This window comes from Streptomyces sp. NPDC051286 (assembly GCF_044455345.1).
Lineage (GTDB): Bacteria > Actinomycetota > Actinomycetes > Streptomycetales > Streptomycetaceae > Streptomyces.
On the sequence record NZ_JBITER010000027.1, the window covers coordinates 1 to 15,858 of the forward strand.

Annotated in this window: 15 protein-coding genes; 7 read left to right on the forward strand and 8 right to left on the reverse strand. The window is 68.4% G+C overall.

The window, feature by feature from the left end; translation table 11 throughout:
* Positions 1–152: 152 nt before the first annotated feature.
* The 3 genes from ACIBB8_RS24890 to ACIBB8_RS24900 all read right to left on the reverse strand — a co-directional run bounded on the left by ACIBB8_RS24890 (position 153) and on the right by ACIBB8_RS24900 (position 2,302).
* Positions 153–626, reverse strand: a complete 474-nt coding sequence (locus tag ACIBB8_RS24890) for a hypothetical protein (protein ID WP_398955585.1) — start codon at positions 624–626, stop codon at positions 153–155.
* A gap of 359 nt (positions 627–985) precedes the next feature.
* A complete protein-coding gene (locus ACIBB8_RS24895) occupies positions 986–1,966 on the reverse strand; it encodes a hypothetical protein (RefSeq protein WP_398955587.1) in 981 nt (326 codons plus the stop codon).
* 174 nt (positions 1,967–2,140) lie between these two features.
* On the reverse strand, positions 2,141–2,302 hold the full coding sequence (locus tag ACIBB8_RS24900; protein ID WP_398955589.1) for a hypothetical protein: 162 nt from the start codon (positions 2,300–2,302) through the stop codon (positions 2,141–2,143).
* Positions 2,303–2,363: 61 nt separating this feature from the next.
* Between ACIBB8_RS24900 and ACIBB8_RS24905 the strand changes: the two genes are divergently transcribed.
* The 3 genes from ACIBB8_RS24905 to ACIBB8_RS24915 all read left to right on the forward strand — a co-directional run bounded on the left by ACIBB8_RS24905 (position 2,364) and on the right by ACIBB8_RS24915 (position 4,446).
* Positions 2,364–2,675, forward strand: coding sequence for an ArsR/SmtB family transcription factor (locus ACIBB8_RS24905; protein ID WP_398955591.1), 312 nt, complete (start codon positions 2,364–2,366; stop codon positions 2,673–2,675).
* A gap of 74 nt (positions 2,676–2,749) precedes the next feature.
* Positions 2,750–3,958: an MFS transporter gene (locus ACIBB8_RS24910; protein WP_398955593.1), complete on the forward strand. Its 1,209-nt coding sequence runs from the start codon at positions 2,750–2,752 to the stop codon at positions 3,956–3,958.
* Positions 3,959–4,215: 257 nt separating this feature from the next.
* Positions 4,216–4,446 (forward strand): hypothetical protein, encoded by a 231-nt coding sequence (locus tag ACIBB8_RS24915; protein WP_398955595.1) that lies wholly within the window; start codon positions 4,216–4,218, stop codon positions 4,444–4,446.
* An 89-nt stretch (positions 4,447–4,535) separates the two neighbouring features.
* Here ACIBB8_RS24915 and ACIBB8_RS24920 read toward each other — a convergent pair whose 3' ends face one another.
* Complete coding sequence (locus ACIBB8_RS24920) at positions 4,536–5,915, reverse strand: YhgE/Pip family protein (protein WP_398955597.1); 1,380 nt, start codon at positions 5,913–5,915, stop codon at positions 4,536–4,538.
* Positions 5,916–6,181: 266 nt separating this feature from the next.
* On the opposite strand from ACIBB8_RS24920, the gene ACIBB8_RS24925 reads away from it, so the two are divergent.
* The gene (locus ACIBB8_RS24925) at positions 6,182–6,841 is read left to right on the forward strand and encodes a MerR family transcriptional regulator (RefSeq protein WP_398955599.1); all 660 of its coding nucleotides are present in this window, start codon (positions 6,182–6,184) and stop codon (positions 6,839–6,841) included.
* A gap of 78 nt (positions 6,842–6,919) precedes the next feature.
* On the opposite strand, the gene ACIBB8_RS24930 is transcribed toward ACIBB8_RS24925, so the two are convergent.
* Together ACIBB8_RS24930 and ACIBB8_RS24935 are read right to left on the reverse strand one after the other, a co-directional pair.
* Positions 6,920–8,068 carry a CU044_5270 family protein gene (locus ACIBB8_RS24930; RefSeq protein WP_398955601.1) on the reverse strand — a complete coding sequence of 383 codons (1,149 nt, stop codon included), beginning with the start codon at positions 8,066–8,068 and terminating at the stop codon, positions 6,920–6,922.
* Entirely contained in the window at positions 8,065–8,628 is a 564-nt protein-coding gene (locus ACIBB8_RS24935) for an RNA polymerase sigma factor (RefSeq protein WP_398955603.1), read from the reverse strand. The genes ACIBB8_RS24930 and ACIBB8_RS24935 overlap by 4 nt, the downstream gene beginning before the upstream one ends.
* A 36-nt stretch (positions 8,629–8,664) precedes the next feature.
* Here ACIBB8_RS24935 and ACIBB8_RS24940 point away from each other — a divergent pair, with 36 nt between their 5' ends.
* Entirely contained in the window at positions 8,665–8,967 is a 303-nt protein-coding gene (locus ACIBB8_RS24940) for a hypothetical protein (protein WP_398955604.1), read from the forward strand.
* A gap of 197 nt (positions 8,968–9,164) precedes the next feature.
* Here ACIBB8_RS24940 and ACIBB8_RS24945 read toward each other — a convergent pair whose 3' ends face one another.
* Both ACIBB8_RS24945 and ACIBB8_RS24950 read right to left on the reverse strand, forming a co-directional pair.
* Positions 9,165–9,764 (reverse strand): cysteine hydrolase family protein, encoded by a 600-nt coding sequence (locus ACIBB8_RS24945; RefSeq protein WP_398955606.1) that lies wholly within the window; start codon positions 9,762–9,764, stop codon positions 9,165–9,167.
* A gap of 97 nt (positions 9,765–9,861) precedes the next feature.
* Positions 9,862–11,106 (reverse strand): MFS transporter, encoded by a 1,245-nt coding sequence (locus tag ACIBB8_RS24950; protein WP_398955608.1) that lies wholly within the window; start codon positions 11,104–11,106, stop codon positions 9,862–9,864.
* Between the two features lie 137 nt (positions 11,107–11,243).
* On the opposite strand from ACIBB8_RS24950, the gene ACIBB8_RS24955 reads away from it, so the two are divergent.
* Positions 11,244–12,179 carry a LysR family transcriptional regulator gene (locus ACIBB8_RS24955; RefSeq protein WP_398955610.1) on the forward strand — a complete coding sequence of 312 codons (936 nt, stop codon included), beginning with the start codon at positions 11,244–11,246 and terminating at the stop codon, positions 12,177–12,179.
* Between the two features lie 446 nt (positions 12,180–12,625).
* A complete protein-coding gene (locus ACIBB8_RS24960) occupies positions 12,626–15,829 on the forward strand; it encodes a glycosyl hydrolase family 95 catalytic domain-containing protein (RefSeq protein ID WP_398955612.1) in 3,204 nt (1,067 codons plus the stop codon).
* The last annotated feature ends 29 nt before the right edge of the window (positions 15,830–15,858 follow it).

A 15,858-nucleotide genomic window follows, 5' to 3' on the forward strand; every position in this document is an offset into this window, starting at 1 on the left:
ATTGGTGGTGCTGGTCATGCCGGGGGATGCTCCTGTCTCGCCCATCCAGGCTAACCGGAGAACCCCGGTGCCTCAGTCGAGGCTGTCAGGAAGGGAACCGAGCAGCTGGGGAATTACGTGACCGCAGAGGCGGGGGCGAATGAGTCGGCGCGTCACTGCTCATCAAGGGATGCCTGCCGGGCAAGGAACTCCTCGAACGCCGCCTTCTGCTTCGGATCCATGAAGCCCTGGCGGACATCGCGGGCCTTCTCTTGGAGCCAGTGCGCCTCTTCGGGGTCCAGGAGCTCGGCGACCACCACACCTTTGCGAGCAACCGCCGTACGCCCTCCTACGCGACGACGAAAGAGCGTGAACGCGCCGAATTCCGCTGGGTGGGCCAGTTCCGGCTCCTCCGCCACAGCCCGGTTCTCGTCCCCAGCGTCACCCGTCGGGTAGCCGGTGGGGGCCCAGTGCTCCCAGAGCGCCAGCGTGGCCGCGGGCACCAGCACCGCGCGTTCCGCCTCTTCACGCCCCTCCCACAAGAACGTGACAGTGACGGGCTCGCCGACCGCCTCGGCCAACCCGAGCACCCTCTCCACCTCATCGTTGATCGGGTAACCCGCCACTACATCGATCTGAATGCCCATGGTGCCTGAGGCTACTGGCAGCTTCCGACACGCTAGACCCACAGCTCCTCCGCCTCGTCGACCACGGCGCACCACGTGGACCGTCCGAGACCGGTGATTTCACCGACTGATCGCCTGTCCGAGGCAGTACTGCGACGGAGAGCAACCGCTCCACACAATTTGGGCCAGGGCTCGTTCTCATGACCGTAGCCACTGGTATGACTGGGCCGCAGAACCCTCGACAGACTCCGCGAGTGTCGACGTGGAGTGCATGAGCCACACCGGCCGCAGTGGGCACAAGAGCTTCTGGCGGGTCCGTACATCGTTTGCCGTGGTCGTTCGGTGAGCCCCGATGGTCGCAGTCCCCGCGACGGGCGAGATCAGCCCTCAGCCGGCAGGGCCGCCGATGTCCCGTTGATCTTCGCGAACCGTTCCCGCCACGGGATGTGATCGGGATCCGGCGCGGGGGTGCCGTAGAAGGTCGCGTACGCGGCGGACTGGCGGCACGGGGCGCATTCCGTCTCGTCTCCCAGGGGGCGGAAGACGTGTTCCTCACCGGGCGAGGAGCAGACGACCAGGGCAGCGGCCGACGGGAGCTGAGGCGGCGAGGGCAGGACCGGGGCCTCGGGGAGCTTCTGGATGAGGCGGTAGCGCAGGAAGCCGACCGCTGAGCGCACGCCGCCTTCAGGACGTTCGGCGAGCAGTGCCTGTCGCAGGTCGGACTCGCTCAGCCCGCGCTCCAGCCACTTGACCGCCTCCACGGCCAGTGCGCGGGCCTCGCGTATTCCCAGGTGCAGTTCGCGGCGGGTGTGGCGCAGCGAGAGCAGAACCCGTTCCGCGCGGGCCAGTTGGAGGGAATCAGCCGGCCCCGCCGTGGGTTCGGGATCCGGTTCCGTCGTTGGCCCGGCTTCGGAGGGTGGGTGGGGAGTGGTCTTATCACTGTGGTCTTCTACCGGTTCATAGCCACCGACCCTCCGGGCGGTCGGCTCGCCGACCGTCGGAAACTGCGCACTCGGTGGCAGGGCGGCGGGTGGGGCCCCTCGTAGGTGTTCTGCCTGCTCACTCGTCAGAGGGTTGTTCGCGACCAGTTGCTCGGTGATCCAGCGGCCTCGACCGCCCTGGGTTCGCCACTCGTGTATGTACCCGTGCGCGACCAGTTGTTCCTTCGCCTTCTGGTACGCGCGGCCCTTGATGCCCAGCTTCTGGGCGAGTTCGCTCAGGGGCTTGCAGGGGGTCTCTTCCGGAAGGCCCTGGACGTACAGGAGCAGGATCTTCGCGTCACTGCTCAGACGCGGATGGCGCACGACATCGTGCGATGCCTTCGTGAAGCGCCGAGACGGGGCGATAACATGACGCAGCATTTCCGGTGGGTCCTGTCCACTGGTGATGAAGGCCCTCGGTCGGTGTTGGCGCACCGCCGGGGGCCGCTCTGTGTGCGCGTGAACACACAGAGCGTGATGGTTTCGTCACCGTACCGCACTGCCGCCATCTCCCACCACGTGAACGGGACTTCACGTCGCGGCCCTCGGTGCCGGTCAGGCGATCCGGACCGAGCTGTGCCGGTGGTTCGCCCTGCATGAGGGGCTGATCAGCCAACTCGCCATCGCTCCCTGACGTACCGGCAGCGCCCCGAAGCCCCGCTCGTTGAAGGCGTGGATGACATCGCACAGGTAGTCCTCGCCGACCTGGTGGAACATCGATTTGACTTGCCACTACATATCGCGAAAGCTAGATGCGTTCCCGTGGAGAGGTGGACCAGTGGATCCCCTGGCCGTACACAAGGCGCTCGCCAATCCGGCGCGCCTGCAGTTCATGCAGTGGCTGAGGGAGCCGGAGAAGTACTTCGACGAGGACTCCTACCGGCAGCAGGGGCTCGGCTTCCATATCGGGGTGTGCGTCGGCGACATCCAGAAGCGTGCCGGGCTGGCGCAGTCAGTGGTGTCCGGATACCTGCAGACCCTGAAGGACGCGGGGCTGCTCACCTCGGAACGCATCGGCAAGTGGACGTACTACCGGCGCAATGAGCCGGTGATCGAGGAGTTCGCCGCGCACGTCCGCGACGAGCTGTAGCCCACCCGATTCCCACACGCACCCTCCCCTGCAACTCAATGCATCTACTTTTCTAGATTTGATGAAAGGTTGCGATGAGAAGGACCTCCCTCACCGTCCTGGTGCTCGCCCTGGGCGTTTTCGGGATCATCACCACCGAGATGGGCATGGTCGGCGTACTCCCCCAGGTCTCGGCCGAGCTCGGTGTCACGCCGTCCGCGGCGGGGTGGCTCGTCGGGGTCTTTGCCCTGGTCATCGCCGTGTCCGGGCCGTTCACAACACTGCTCGCCTCCGGCGTCGACCGCAAGAAGGTGCTCGCTGCCGCAATCGCGGTGTTCGCCGTCTCCAACGCCGTCTACGCGCTCACCACGCAGTACGAGGTGATGCTGGCCTTCCGCGTCGTTCCCGCCCTCTTCCATCCGGTGTTCTTCGCGGTCGCGCTCGCGACCGCCACACGGCTGGTCCCCGCGAAGGACGCGACCCGGGCCACGACGACCGTGTTCGGCGGAGTCACCGTCGGCTTCGCCTTCGGCGTGCCGCTGACCTCGTACCTCGCCGAGCATGTGTCCCTGGCGTCGGCGTTCTGGTTCGGCGCGCTCGTCAACCTGATCGCCTTCCTCGGCATCCTGCGATTCGTACCGCCGACGCCTGTCGGACAACGAGTGGCCTACGGTGCCCAGTTGAGCGTTCTCAAGCGGTCCCGGATGTGGCTGACCATCGCGTCGGTCGTCCTCGTCTTCGCGGCGATGTTCTCGGTCTACGGCTACTTCGCCGAGTACCTGGGCCAGGTCACGCACATGGACGGCACCTGGGTCAGCGCCATGCTGATGGCGTTCGGCATCGTGATGATCCTCGGGAACCTCGCCTTCGGCAGCCTGTTGCGGCGCAACCTGATGCGTACGGTGGTCGCCTATCCGGTTCTGTGTCTGCTCGTCTACGTCTTCCTGTACGCCGTGGGCCCGCTGTTCGCGCCGATGGTCCTGGCCGTACTGGTCTGGGGGGCCGTGCACTCGGGCGGGCTCATCGTGAGCCAGAGCTGGCTGGGGAGGGACGCCGTCGAAGCGCCCGAGTTCGGCAACAGTCTCTTCATCTCGTTCTCGAACCTCGGCATCACCGTCGGAACCACAGTCGGGGGGTGGGTCATGGCTGAGTACGGCGCACGTCAACTTGCTTGGACCGGGGTCGGATTCGCTGTCGCTGCATTGCTTGCCATGGCTCTCCGGCTGGGCCTGGACCGCGCCGGTGCGCGACAGACGCCGCTGGCTGACCCGGACGTACAGAAACTCAGCGGGGTTCGGACGTGAGACGACCGTACGGGAGGCGGTCGCGAGTCGCCTCCGGCCTGCCCGGGTCCGTCAGCCCAGCAGCTGAACGGCCTCTCCACCGGGAGGGTTCCCTGGGAGTGAGGTGTGTGGCCGGGCACCGTCGCACGCCCGGGCGATCAGGGCTGCGATGTGTGCAGTGCACTCGCACGGGAACGCGAGGAAGCTGCCGGTGTGGGCAACCGGTCGACGGTCGCCGACTGTAATGTTGAGCTGCGGCGACACCACGGGGAGCACACGTGACGGCCGCCCGTGCGCGAGCTGCGTACCGCTACGTGCTCCACCGCATCACCGAGCACCCCGACACGGACATCACGTACGAGGCCGAATGTCTCTGGTGCGACTGGGCCGCGGAACCCTCGACAGGCTCCGCGAGTGTCGACGTGGAGTGCATGAGCCACACCGGGCGCAGTGGGCACAAGAGCTTCCGGCGGGTCCGTACAGAAGCGTGCAGGATCCCGGAATCCTGAACGTTGGTAAGTCGAAACCTGCATGCCAGTTGATGGCTGCGGCGGTCCCACGCGCGGGTTCCGGCTTAGCTGACGGGGTCGCGTGCCGGTCAAACGGTCGGGGCAGACTGGGGCTCCAGCACCTTGATCGGGGATCGGTGCAGGCCCCTGCGGTCGTAGAAGCGGGTCATGCCGAAGCCGAACAGCAGCGCCACCACGAAGCCCACGGCGATCATGGTCCAGCCACGGCCGAGCCCGGCATCGGCCTGTGCGCCGAAGTAGAGGATGGACCTGACACCGTCGACCACCTGTCGGAAGGGCTCGAACTCGGCGAGGAAACGGTAGAAGTCCGGAAGGGCTTCCAACGGGATCGTGGCGCCCGCCGACGGAATGGCAAAGCCGACCAGCACCAGCATGGACACCAGCTGGCCGGGCATCCCGAAGACCGCGAGCAGAGCCAGCGCGGTGATGCCCATCGCGGTGGTGGCGCAGGCCCCGTAGATCCACAGGAGCGCCAGGTGCGAGGCGTCGATGCCGACGATACCCACGGCCGCCACCAGTGCCAGGGCGGACGTCACCAGCGACAGGCCGGCCATGAGCCCGCACCCGATGGCGAAGTGACGCGTACGGCTGATGTGCTCCGCGGGCTTCACACGGCGGAAGGGGCCGTAGTCGCTGGCCGCGTACCCCAGCATGGCGTCCAGCTGGGTGTGGATCACATTGGCGCCCAGCATGCCGCCCAGGACGAGCACCAGGGTGTAGAAGAACGCGCTCAGCCCGAGTCCGCTGTGGGTGCCGATCTCATGGCCCTCCTGGACCGTCACCGTGATCGGGTCGGCGATCAGCAGCCGCTCGGCCGTGCTCGGCTGCTCGGCCTTCGCCGCATGGGCCGCCTTCGGCTTCGCGTGTCCGCTCTGCTCGGCCTTCGCCGCATGGGCTGCCTGCAGCTTCGCCTGCTGGCTCAGCTGCTTGCCCAGCTCGGTGGAAGTGGTGTGAGCCACCTGCCGGTTGATCTCGGAGGCCATGGAGGAGCCGAAGCTTCCCGAGGCGGGGTTGGTCAGCACCTGCAGGGTGGGGCGCTTCGGGTCCTGCTGCTGGGGGACGGCCAGCGCGGCCACGGATGCCGAGAAGTTCTCGGGGATCACCAGGGCGCCGTACGCCTTGTCCTTCCCCAGCAGCTCCTCGGCCTCGCTCCGGCTGACCTGCTTCCAGGCGACCTTCCCCTTCAGGTCCGGGGATTGGGCGATCTTCGCGGTGATCTGATCACCCAGGTTGATCTGCTTCCCGCCCGCGTTCACGCCCTCGTCGGCGTTCACCAGCGCGATCGGCAGATCGTGCGTGTAGCCGGTCGGGTTGTTGTTCGCACCCATGTACAGGAGCGAGAGCACGAAGGACAGCAGGCCGAGGATCAGCGCAGACGGGATCCACAGGCTCCGCCGGCGCAGCACCTTTCGTCCGGGCGCTCGATGAGGATGCATCGACTCAGACATGGCGCCTCCCCTCGGGAAGGAGCGCCATGGAGGCACTTTCATGACAAATAACGCTTGTATGACATGAGACCGGCAAGTCTGCTCCAGATGCGATGTTGCGCCGCGGTGCGCGTAAGACGTGCGGCAGAAGACGGTCCAGCCCTCGGACCGGCGGGCCCACGCTGGACACCTTCACTATCCAATGACTAGATACTCACACTATCCAGCGCCGGCTGTCGAACCGAGAGGCAGCGATACTGGTCACAGCACGGAAATCGAGGGAGCGCATGAGGATCTCGGAACTGAGCCGACGGTCGGGGGTGCCGGTCGCAAGCATCAAGTACTACCTGCGGGAGGGGCTGATGCCCGCGGGCCGCGCGATGGGGGCCACCCTGGCGGAATACGGCGAGGAGCATGTTCAGCGCCTGCGGCTGATCCGGGCGCTGACCACGCTGGGCGGGTTGTCCATCGCCGCTGCCCGTGACGTGCTCGCCGAGATCGACCAACCGCATGATGATCCGCGCGGCATGCTCGGCGTCATCCACTACGCCCTGCGTACCCCAGCCGATGCCACCGAGGCGGCCGGCGCCGAGGAACTGACAAAGCGCGTCGACAGCCTCATGGAGGCCATGGACTGGGACATATCGGAAGCCTCGCCCCACCGCCTCGCGCTGGCCGCGAGCCTGCGAGAGCTCAGCCGCCTCGGAGTGGACTTCGGCGTGGACGACCTCCTCCCGTACGCCAGGCTGGCCGCCGCCGTGGCGCAGCTGGACCTCGACCAGCTCGACGGCATCGAGGACCGGATGGCGCTCGCCGAACGGGCCGCGATTCTCACCCTGCTCCTCGAACCGGTCCTCGCCCTGCTCCGGCGGCTCGCCCAGGAGGGCGAGGCACGTCGCCGCACAGCGGAGGCCGCCGCGGCCCACACCGCGCAGTCCGGAGCCTGAGCCCTCTCAGCGACCCCACGGGCACCAGTGCCCGTGGGGTCCCGCACGACCCCGACGGACGCGCAGGCGAAAACCGCCTCAGCGAACCGCCTCGGCATCCGCCTCGTCGACCGGAGCGGAAATCGGGCCCGGGTCCTTGGTGTCGGTGTCGAACGGCGGTGCCGCCTCGGTCCACTTCATCGACGTGATCGTCGTGTAGTCCAGCAGCTCGCCCTTGCTCACACCGTCACCGCCCCGGGTGGCGACCGTCTCGGTGCCGAGCGGCATGCCCGTGGACTTGTCGAAGATCAGGCGAAGTTCGGGGGCGGGCTCGTAGGGGCTGGGGAGGGCGACGGCGTAGCCGGTGCGGCCGGTGTGGTCCTTGACGTCGCCGAGGGAGCGCACGCCGGGTTCGGCGGCGAGAAGGCGGTAGGCGGCGGCGCGCAGGGCCGGGGTGGACGGGAGGGTCGTGGCGAGTTGGACGGCTGTGTCGACGACGATCCGGTCGAGGATTTTCTCGGGGGCGTTGTAGTCCTTGTCGGCCAGGGCGAAAAGGCGCTTACGGAGGGCCTGTTCATCGGTGGGGAGCGTGGCCAGGAGGCGGAGGGGGAGGTCGCCCATATTGACGGTGTCCGCGGTTCCGCCAGGGGCGTCGTGTTGGACCTCGCCCTTGCCGGCGTAGGTGAAGGTCTCACCCTTCAGGTTCCACGATGTGGGGGAACCGCCGGCCTTCCACGCCGCCTCGTCGGTCTTGGTGGCGGGACGGGCCCCCAGGTCCCGGAGCTGCGACCACTGCTTGTTCTCGGCGGCGGCCGTCCAGTACCGCTGCTCGGTGCGGACGTCGACGGTGTACTTCTTGCCGGGAACCTTGCGGAGGGAACCGATGTGTTCCTCCACGTACCAGTACGTGCCAGAGCCGGCCGGTTGCTGCTCAACGTGGGAGGCGGCAGCGAGAAGGACCCGGCTGCCGGAGCCCAACGTCGCGGAGGGCGCAGTTCCTGGCTTCTCCGGCGCGGTGTCAGTGATCACCAGAGCCGCCACCGCCATCGCCGTGGCCAGGGCGAGACCCGAGACGAGAGGGCGGCCCACCCTCCGCGGCTGGGGGGTGGTACGAGCCTTGCGCGTCGCGCGCGGACGGGTCATGACCGTTGCGAGCTCCTCTTCCCGAACCGGCGACGGCGTGGGGCGGCTGGGGTCGAGGTGGGCGGGGCGGGCGGCCGTCAGACGGTGCAGGATGTCGTTCTTCACCGGGCTTCCTTTCCTACGGTGATCCGGACCCGGGTGGACACACGCCGCGCGGCTGCGGCTTCCTCCGTGAGCGGGGAGGCCGACGCGGCCTGGGTGAGACGTCTGCGCGCCCGGTGCAGACGGACCCGCAGCGTGATGGGTGAGCAGCCGACCACCGCGGCTGCCTGTGCCGGGGTCAGGCCCTGCCATCCGGAGAGGATCAGCAGTTCCCGATCGTCCTCCGGCAGCGTGGCCAGCGCAGTGAGCAGCGCGCTTCGCTCGGACACCTCCTCGGCAATGTCCGCCTCGATGGGTTCCGCCCAGGAGCGCAGCTCGGCGGCGAATGACGCGCGCCTGGCCTCCGCCCGGATGCTGTCCCGCAGGATGTTGCGGGCGACCCCGAGCAGCCATGGCAGCGGCAACTCGGGGACGTCGTCCAGCTTGCGCCAGGCCACGGTGAACGTCTCGTTCACCACCTCGTCGGCGACCTGCCGTCCCGCACGGCTGACCACGTAAGCCCACACGCGTTGCCGACAACCGTCGTAGATGGCGGTGAAACGATCCGCGTCGTAGTCGGGCACTGCCGCACCTCCTGTCTCTCCTGGAGTGTTCTGTCGTTGGGTAGTGGGCCGAACGGGCTGATCGTTACAGCGCCATGTCAGGAAACGCACCCGAGAAGCGAGGCGTACGTCACATCAGCGTCCGAAGCCGCGTCCGACGTCCTCGCCGGAACAGTCGAAATCACCAACGACCAGCTCGACGGCATCGAGGACCGGATGGCACTCGCCGAACGGGCCGCGATTCTCACCCTGCTCCTCGAACCGGTCCTCGCCCTGCTCCGGCGGCTCGCCCAGGAGGGCGAGTCACGTCGCCGCACAGCGGAGGCCGCCGCGGCCCACACCGCGCAGCCCGGAACCTGAGCCCTCCCGGCGCGGGCCTGCCCATTGCCTCGGCGAGGACGCGTTGCCTCGGCGAGGACGCGACGGTTCTTGACCTCTCACCCGTACTCCAGCCGGGCCGCCGGCTCCGGGCTGCTGCCGGGCCGGCGCTGGGGTGCGGGCGGTCACCACACCGGGTGGATGCGGCGGCCGTGGGTGGGATCGGCTCGTGGTTCGAGTCAGTCAGCCCGGAGCAGGGCGTGCAGCTCGACGGTGTCGATGATGTGGGCCCGCGAGGGGAACACCTGATGGAGCAGGACGTTGTGGACTTCGGTGTCCGGGTCGGCGACGCCGTCGGACAGGACGTAGAGCTGGTAGTCGCGGTCGGCCGCGTCCATGACGGTGGACAGGACGACGCCGCTGGTACTGATGCCGGAGACGACCAGAGTGTTAATGCCGCGCTCGCGCAGCTGCTGGTCGAGGTCGGTGGTGGACATGCCGCCGTAGCGGATCTTGCGCACGATGATGTCGCCGTCCTGGGGAGCCAGGCGCTCGTGGATGGCAGCGGCAGGGTCCTCGTGGTGCATGACGCGGTGTTGGGCCAGCGGGGCGAAGGACGTGTTGGTGCCCGGGATCGCGTCCCAGTCGGCCTCGGTGAAGCCGACGCGTACATAGGCGATGGTGCCGCCGTTTGCACGAACGTCAGCGATGGCCCCTTCCATGCGACCGAGCAGGGCTTCGCAGTCCCCGCCTTCGGGCAGCGCAGTCAGAATCGCGGGCTGGTAGTCCATCACGAGAAGAGCGGTGTGCGTGGGGTCGAGTGCGGGGGCAGTGCTCACGCGGGTGTTCTCCCTGCTGGTGGTGTGCCTGGTCGACGCGGACGCGCGTCGGCGGGCCAGCTGCAACTGGCGGGTTACAGCGGCGGGTTGCGGGGTGTCATGAGTGGTTACGGGCCGGTTCCGGCTCGTGCTGCGGCGTGTGGTCGTGTCGGGGAAGCAGGAGCGGGGTGGTCAGGATGAGCAGTCCCGCGACCGTGAGAGCGGTGCGTGGGCTGGTGACATCGGCGAGCAGCCCGCCGAGCGCGGTGAAGACGGCGATGGACGCCTGCTGGCCGATCGACCAGGCCGACAGGGTGCGGGCGACGAGATGCTTGGGGGTGTGTTCGAGCCGGTAGGTGGCAAGCACCGGGGTGTACAGGCTCATGTTGACGATGATCGCCAGCTCGACGGCCATCACGGTGACGAGGCCGACGACGCCGGGACGGACGAAGGGCAGGCCGATCAGCCAGATGGCGCGCAGGGTGCCGACGGTCCGGAAGACCCGGTGCCGGCCGTAGCGGGCCACGACACGGCGGGCCAGCCGGGAGCCGATGAGTCCGCCGAGACAGGGGGCGGCGAAGGCGAGGCCGTACTGCCAGGGTGGGAACCCGAGCTGGCGAAGCAGGAGCACGGCCAGCAGCGGCTCGGTGGCCATGATCAGACCGGAGACGAGCATGTTGTTGAGGTAGAGCGGCCGCAGACCGGGGTGGCCCATGATGTGTCGCCAGCCGTCGAGCAGTGCGCCCGCCCTGACCGGGCTTTTGCCGGTTGGTTGCGGCGCTTCTTCTCTGCCGTGAATCGCGGTGATGCCCAGCGCGGAGAGCAGGTAGCTGAGCGCGTCGGCCACCACGGTGGTGACCGGCCCGAACAGGCCGATCGCCGCCCCGCCCAGCGGTGGCCCGACCGCGATGGAGCTCCAGTTCGTGGACTCGAACCGCGCGTTGGCCACGAGCAGGTCGTCCGGCCGGACGAGGGCCTTGAGGTAGGCGCCGCCGGCCGCGTTGAACGCGATCTTGGCCGCGGCGACCAGGGTCGAGATCACGAGCAGCTGGACGAAACTGAGCCGACCGAAGGCATAGGCGACCGGGATCGTCGCCATGGCCACAAACCGGGTCAGGTCCATCGCGATCATGACCGGGCGCTTGCGCCGAAACTCCACCCACGGCGCGAGCGGCACCGCGATCAGCGCGCCCACCGCAGGCCCCACCGCGGACAGCGCGGACACCTCAGCGGGGCCGGCATGCAAAGCCAGCACGGCGATCAGGGGCAATGCCCCGAACCCCAGCCCGGACCCATAGGCGCTCACCGCATATGCCGCCCACAGCCAGCCGAACTGCCGGCCCAACCGTCTCCTGCCCACCATGCTCAGCGCGCTCCCCTTGTCCCACCTGAACAAACCGACGTTGACCAATGGGAGCTAAGCGGGCAGGACAACAGCAGGTCAAACAACCGTCTCGCCAACTATTCACAACTATCCGTTGTTCACTAAGGTAGGTCGGCGTGGATCTCGAAGCCGTACGTACCTTCGTCGCCGTCGCGGAAGCGGGCCAGTTCCAGAAAGCCGCCGCCGACCTGTCGATCACCCAGCAGGCTGTCTCCAAGCGCATCGCCGGACTGGAGCGCGACCTCGGCGTGCGGCTGTTCACCCGCACGCCGCGCGGTGCCGAGCTCACCATCGACGGGCAGGCGTTCCTGCCCCACGCACGCGAGCTGCTGCGCGTCGCCGAGCGCGCGGTCGCGTCCGTGCACACCAGCCGCCGTCCGCTGCGCGTCGACGTGATCAACTCGCGCGGCGCGGCGTCGGGCCTGATGCGGGGCTTCCACCGCGCCCACCCCGAGATCGACCTCGACGTGGTGATGCTGTTCGACGTCGAGACGGCCGTCACCGCCATCCGCTCCGGTGCGATCGACGCGTCCTTCCGCGCCGTCGCCATGCCTGGTCGGCCCTTTCCCGAGGACATCGAGTCCGTCCGGGTGCTCGACGAGCCGCTTCAGCTTCTCACCGGCCCCGCCCACGCTCTGGCGGGCGCCCGGTCGGTGACCGTCGCCCAGCTCGCCGGGCACCGGATCTGGATGCCCGGCATCGTCCCCGGTACCGAGTGGGCCGCCTACTACGACGACCTCGTCGCCGAGTTCGGCCTCACCATCGAGGCGACCGGCCCCAACTTCGGCTCCGACGCGCTCCTCGACACCGTCGCCGACACCCCGGCCCTGGCCACCTTCATGAGCGAGCAGACCCGCCTCGTCTGGCCCGCCGGCCACGGCCTGCGCCGCATCCCGGTGACCGACCCGACGCCCGTCTACCCGCACTCGCTCCTGTGGCACCGCGACAACCCCCACCCGGCGCTGGCCACCCTCCGCGCCCACCTCGCCGCCACAACGGCTGGCCACGACGCCGCCGGGACCTGGGTGCCGGACTGGGTCATTCCGCGCTGAACGCCGCCGAGGTGGGGCGGGAATACGTCGATCGCCTGTCCACTCGCCCGGCCTTGACCAGGAGCTCGGCGAAGTTGCGGCACACGTGGTCCGACTGGCGGCCGGTCTCATCCGGGCGGACCAGCTCCAGCGCTTCCTCCGTGCGACCCCACTGAAGCAGGATCTCAGCCGTTGCCCAGACGGCCGGGCCGCCAGCCTGCCGCGACGAACGGCTCCATTACTCTGCGGGCTCGCTCGAACTCCCCGGCTCTGCATAGCTCGCGGGCCGCGGCTTCGGCGCAGAACCACTCACCCCGCTCGCTCGCGGCCAGGATCACCAGGTTCAGTGCCGCACACTCTAGACATCCGATCTGTCGTCCGGTGAAATGGCCTCGCCCTCGACATACGTCGACGCATCCCCCCCACCCCTCCATTAAAGAACCGATCAATGGGCCAGGAGGTCTCTCGTGACGAATGAACCCCATCCGCAGAGACGAAGCATCCTCAAGTTCGGCGGTGCCCTCGCCCTCACACCGCTGATCACTCAGCTGGCCGGGGGATCCCCTGTGGGACAGGCCGTTGCCGCCGGGGCCGCCGCACCGGCGTCCGTCCAGTGGCCGACCCTGTCGCGCAAGGCGCTGAAGTATTCGATCCCCGCCGTGGACTGGCAGTCGCAGGCCCTGCCGATCGGCAACGGCCGGCTCGGCGCCATGCTCTTCGCCAACCCCTCCGAGGAGCGCGTCCAGTTCAACGAGCAGAGTCTCTGGGGTGGTGTCAACAACTATGACAACGCCCTCGCGGGCCAGCCGGACGACGCTTTCGACACCGGCATGACCGGCTTCGGCTCGTACCGGAACTTCGGTGATGTCGTCGTCACCTTCGGTTGCCGTGCGAAGGTCACGGCCCCGGGGGGACCGTACCGCACCTCCTCGACCGAGGGCGTCGACAAGACGTACGACGGTAACTCGAGCACCAAGTGGTGCATCGAGGCGCCCGGCACGAAGGTGCAGTGGCAGGTCGAGCTCCCCGAGCCTGTCGAAGTCGCGTCCTACCGTCTGACGAGTGCCAACGACGTGCCGCAGCGCGACCCGCAGGAGTGGACGCTCTCCGGTTCCCCCGACGGCACCACGTGGACCACACTGGACAGCCGCACTCTGGCGACGCCCTTCGAAAGCCGTTTCCAGACGAAGGACTTCACCTGTGCCGACACCGCGGCCTACCGCTTCTACCGGTTCGACTTCGTTCCCAAAGCAGGGGTCAGCCACTTCCAGGTGAGCGAGATCGGTCTGTCCGGCGTCGACCTCGGCGGCGCCGGTTCGATGTATCTGTCGTCGCCCAGCGGGCACTCCGAGGGATCCGGTTCCGGGACCGGGTCCCGGGCCAGGGACATCTCGAGTTCGGTGGACCGCGATCCGGCCAGGGTCTGGCGGGTCGACGCCGTCGCACCGGCGGTCGTCTGGCAGGTCGACCTGCCCACCGCAACCGCCGTCACCTCGTACACGCTGCGGGCGGCCCCGGACCGCCCGCAGGACGACCCCCGGCGATGGGCGCTCGAGGCGTCGCAGGACGGGCAGGCCTGGGTGACCCTCGACACGCAGAACCCCGGCGCACCCTTCGCCGGCCGCGGCGAGACCCGGACCTTCCGGATCACCAACAGCACGGCCTACCGCACCTACCGGCTCACGTTCACCCCCGGCGATTCGTCCACCGGCTTCCAGATCGGGGAGGTCGTGCTGGAAGGCAAGGGGTTCGACACGCGCATGCAGTCCACATTCGTCGACTACCAGCGCGCCCTGGACTTCTTCGAGGGTGTCCATGTCACCCGTTTCGGTGAGCCGGGGCGGCGCGTCCTGCGGGAGGCCTTCGCCAGCCGGTCCGCGGACGTCATGGTCTTCCGGTACACGTCGGACAGCGACCGGGGACTCTCCGGAGCGATCTCGCTGACGTCCGGACAGGATCAGGCCCCGACGACCGTCGACGCCGACGCCCGGCGGATCGCCTTCAGCGGTGTCATGGGCAACGGCCTCAAGCACGCGTCCACCGTCCAAGTCGCACACACCGACGGCGACTTCAGCACCGACGGGTCGGTGCTGAAGTTCACCGGCTGCACGACCCTGACCCTGCTCCTCGATGCCCGCACCGACTACAAGCTCGACGCCGCCGCCGGGTGGCGCGGAGCCGATCCGGAACCAGTCGTCGCCGCGGCGCTCGGCAAGGCGGCCGCCCGGTCCTACGACGAGATGCGCGACGAGCACACCGCCGAGATACGCGCCCTCATGAACCGCGTCTCCGTCGCCTGGGGCACCTCCGACGACGCGGTCGTCGCCCTGCCGACCAACGCCCGGCTGGCACGTTACGCGGCGGGCGGGGAGGACCCGACCCTCGAGCAGACGATGTTCGACTTCGGCCGATACCTGCTGATCAGTTCCTCGCGCCCGAAGGGTCTGCCCGCCAACCTCCAGGGCCTCTGGAACGACAGCAACACGCCGGCGTGGGCCTCCGACTACCACACCAACATCAATGTCCAGATGAACTACTGGGGAGCCGAGACGACGAACCTGCCGGAGTGCCACGAGGCACTCGTCGGGTTCATCAAGCAGGTGGCGGTGCCCAGCCGCGTGGCGACCCGCAACGCCTTCGGCAAGGACACGCGCGGCTGGACCGCCCGCACCAGCCAGAGCATCTTCGGCGGCAACTCATGGGAGTGGAACACCGTCGCGAGCGCCTGGTACGCGCAACACCTTTACGAACACTGGGCGTTCACCCAGGACCTGGTCTACCTCCGAACCGTCGCCTACCCGATGATCAAGGAGATCTGCGAGTTCTGGGAGGACCGCCTCAAGGAGCGCGAGGACGGACTCCTCGTCTCGCCGGACGGCTGGTCCCCCGAGCATGGGCCGCGCGAGGACGGCGTCATGTACGACCAGCAGATCATCTGGGACCTGTTCCAGAACTACCTCGACTGCGAGGCGGCGCTCGAGGCGGATGCCGACTACCGGGCCAAGGTCGTGGACATGCAGGCGCGCCTCGCGCCGAACAAGATCGGCCGGTGGGGTCAGCTGCAGGAGTGGCAGAAGGACATCGACAGCCCCACCGACATCCACCGCCACACCTCGCACCTCTTCGCGGTCTACCCGGGCCGCCAAATCACCCCGAAGACGGCCGACTTCGCAGCCGCCGCCCTCGTCTCGCTCAAGGCACGGTGCGGCGAGAAGGAAGGCGTCCCGTTCACGGCCGCGACGGTGTCGGGCGACAGCCGCCGCTCGTGGACCTGGCCCTGGCGGGCAGCCCTCTTCGCCCGCCTCGGTGACGGGCACCGCGCCCAGATCATGCTGCGCGGACTGCTGGCCTACAACACGCTGCCCAACATGTTCTGCAACCACCCGCCCTTCCAGATGGACGGCAACTTCGGCATCTCGGGCGCCGTGGTGGAGATGCTCCTGCAGAGCCACGACGGCGTCATCCACCTGCTGCCCGCCCTGCCGGACGAATGGAAGGCCAAGGGTTCCTTCACCGGGCTCCGCGCCCGCGGCGGCTACGAGGTCCGCTGTGAGTGGCGCGACGGGAAGGTCACGTCCTACGGGATCGTGGCCGACCGGGCGCGGAACCGGGGGAACGTCACCGTGCGGGTGAACGGCGTCGACACGAAGGTGAAGCCGATCAAGCCCTGACATCGGCCGTCCGCCGGCCGAAGCAGTGC

What these genes read in the sequence shown, in the direction of transcription:
- ACIBB8_RS24910 (WP_398955593.1), top strand. Translation starts at nt 2,750, where the DNA reads ATGAGAAGGACCTCCCTCACCGTCCTGGTGCTCGCCCTGGGCGTTTTC.
- ACIBB8_RS24895 (WP_398955587.1), bottom strand. Translation starts at nt 1,966, where the DNA reads ATGCTGCGTCATGTTATCGCCCCGTCTCGGCGCTTCACGAAGGCATCG.
- ACIBB8_RS24925 (WP_398955599.1), top strand. Translation starts at nt 6,182, where the DNA reads ATGAGGATCTCGGAACTGAGCCGACGGTCGGGGGTGCCGGTCGCAAGC.
- ACIBB8_RS24890 (WP_398955585.1), bottom strand. Translation starts at nt 626, where the DNA reads ATGGGCATTCAGATCGATGTAGTGGCGGGTTACCCGATCAACGATGAG.
- ACIBB8_RS24900 (WP_398955589.1), bottom strand. Translation starts at nt 2,302, where the DNA reads ATGTTCCACCAGGTCGGCGAGGACTACCTGTGCGATGTCATCCACGCC.
- ACIBB8_RS24950 (WP_398955608.1), bottom strand. Translation starts at nt 11,106, where the DNA reads ATGGTGGGCAGGAGACGGTTGGGCCGGCAGTTCGGCTGGCTGTGGGCG.
- ACIBB8_RS24920 (WP_398955597.1), bottom strand. Translation starts at nt 5,915, where the DNA reads ATGTCTGAGTCGATGCATCCTCATCGAGCGCCCGGACGAAAGGTGCTG.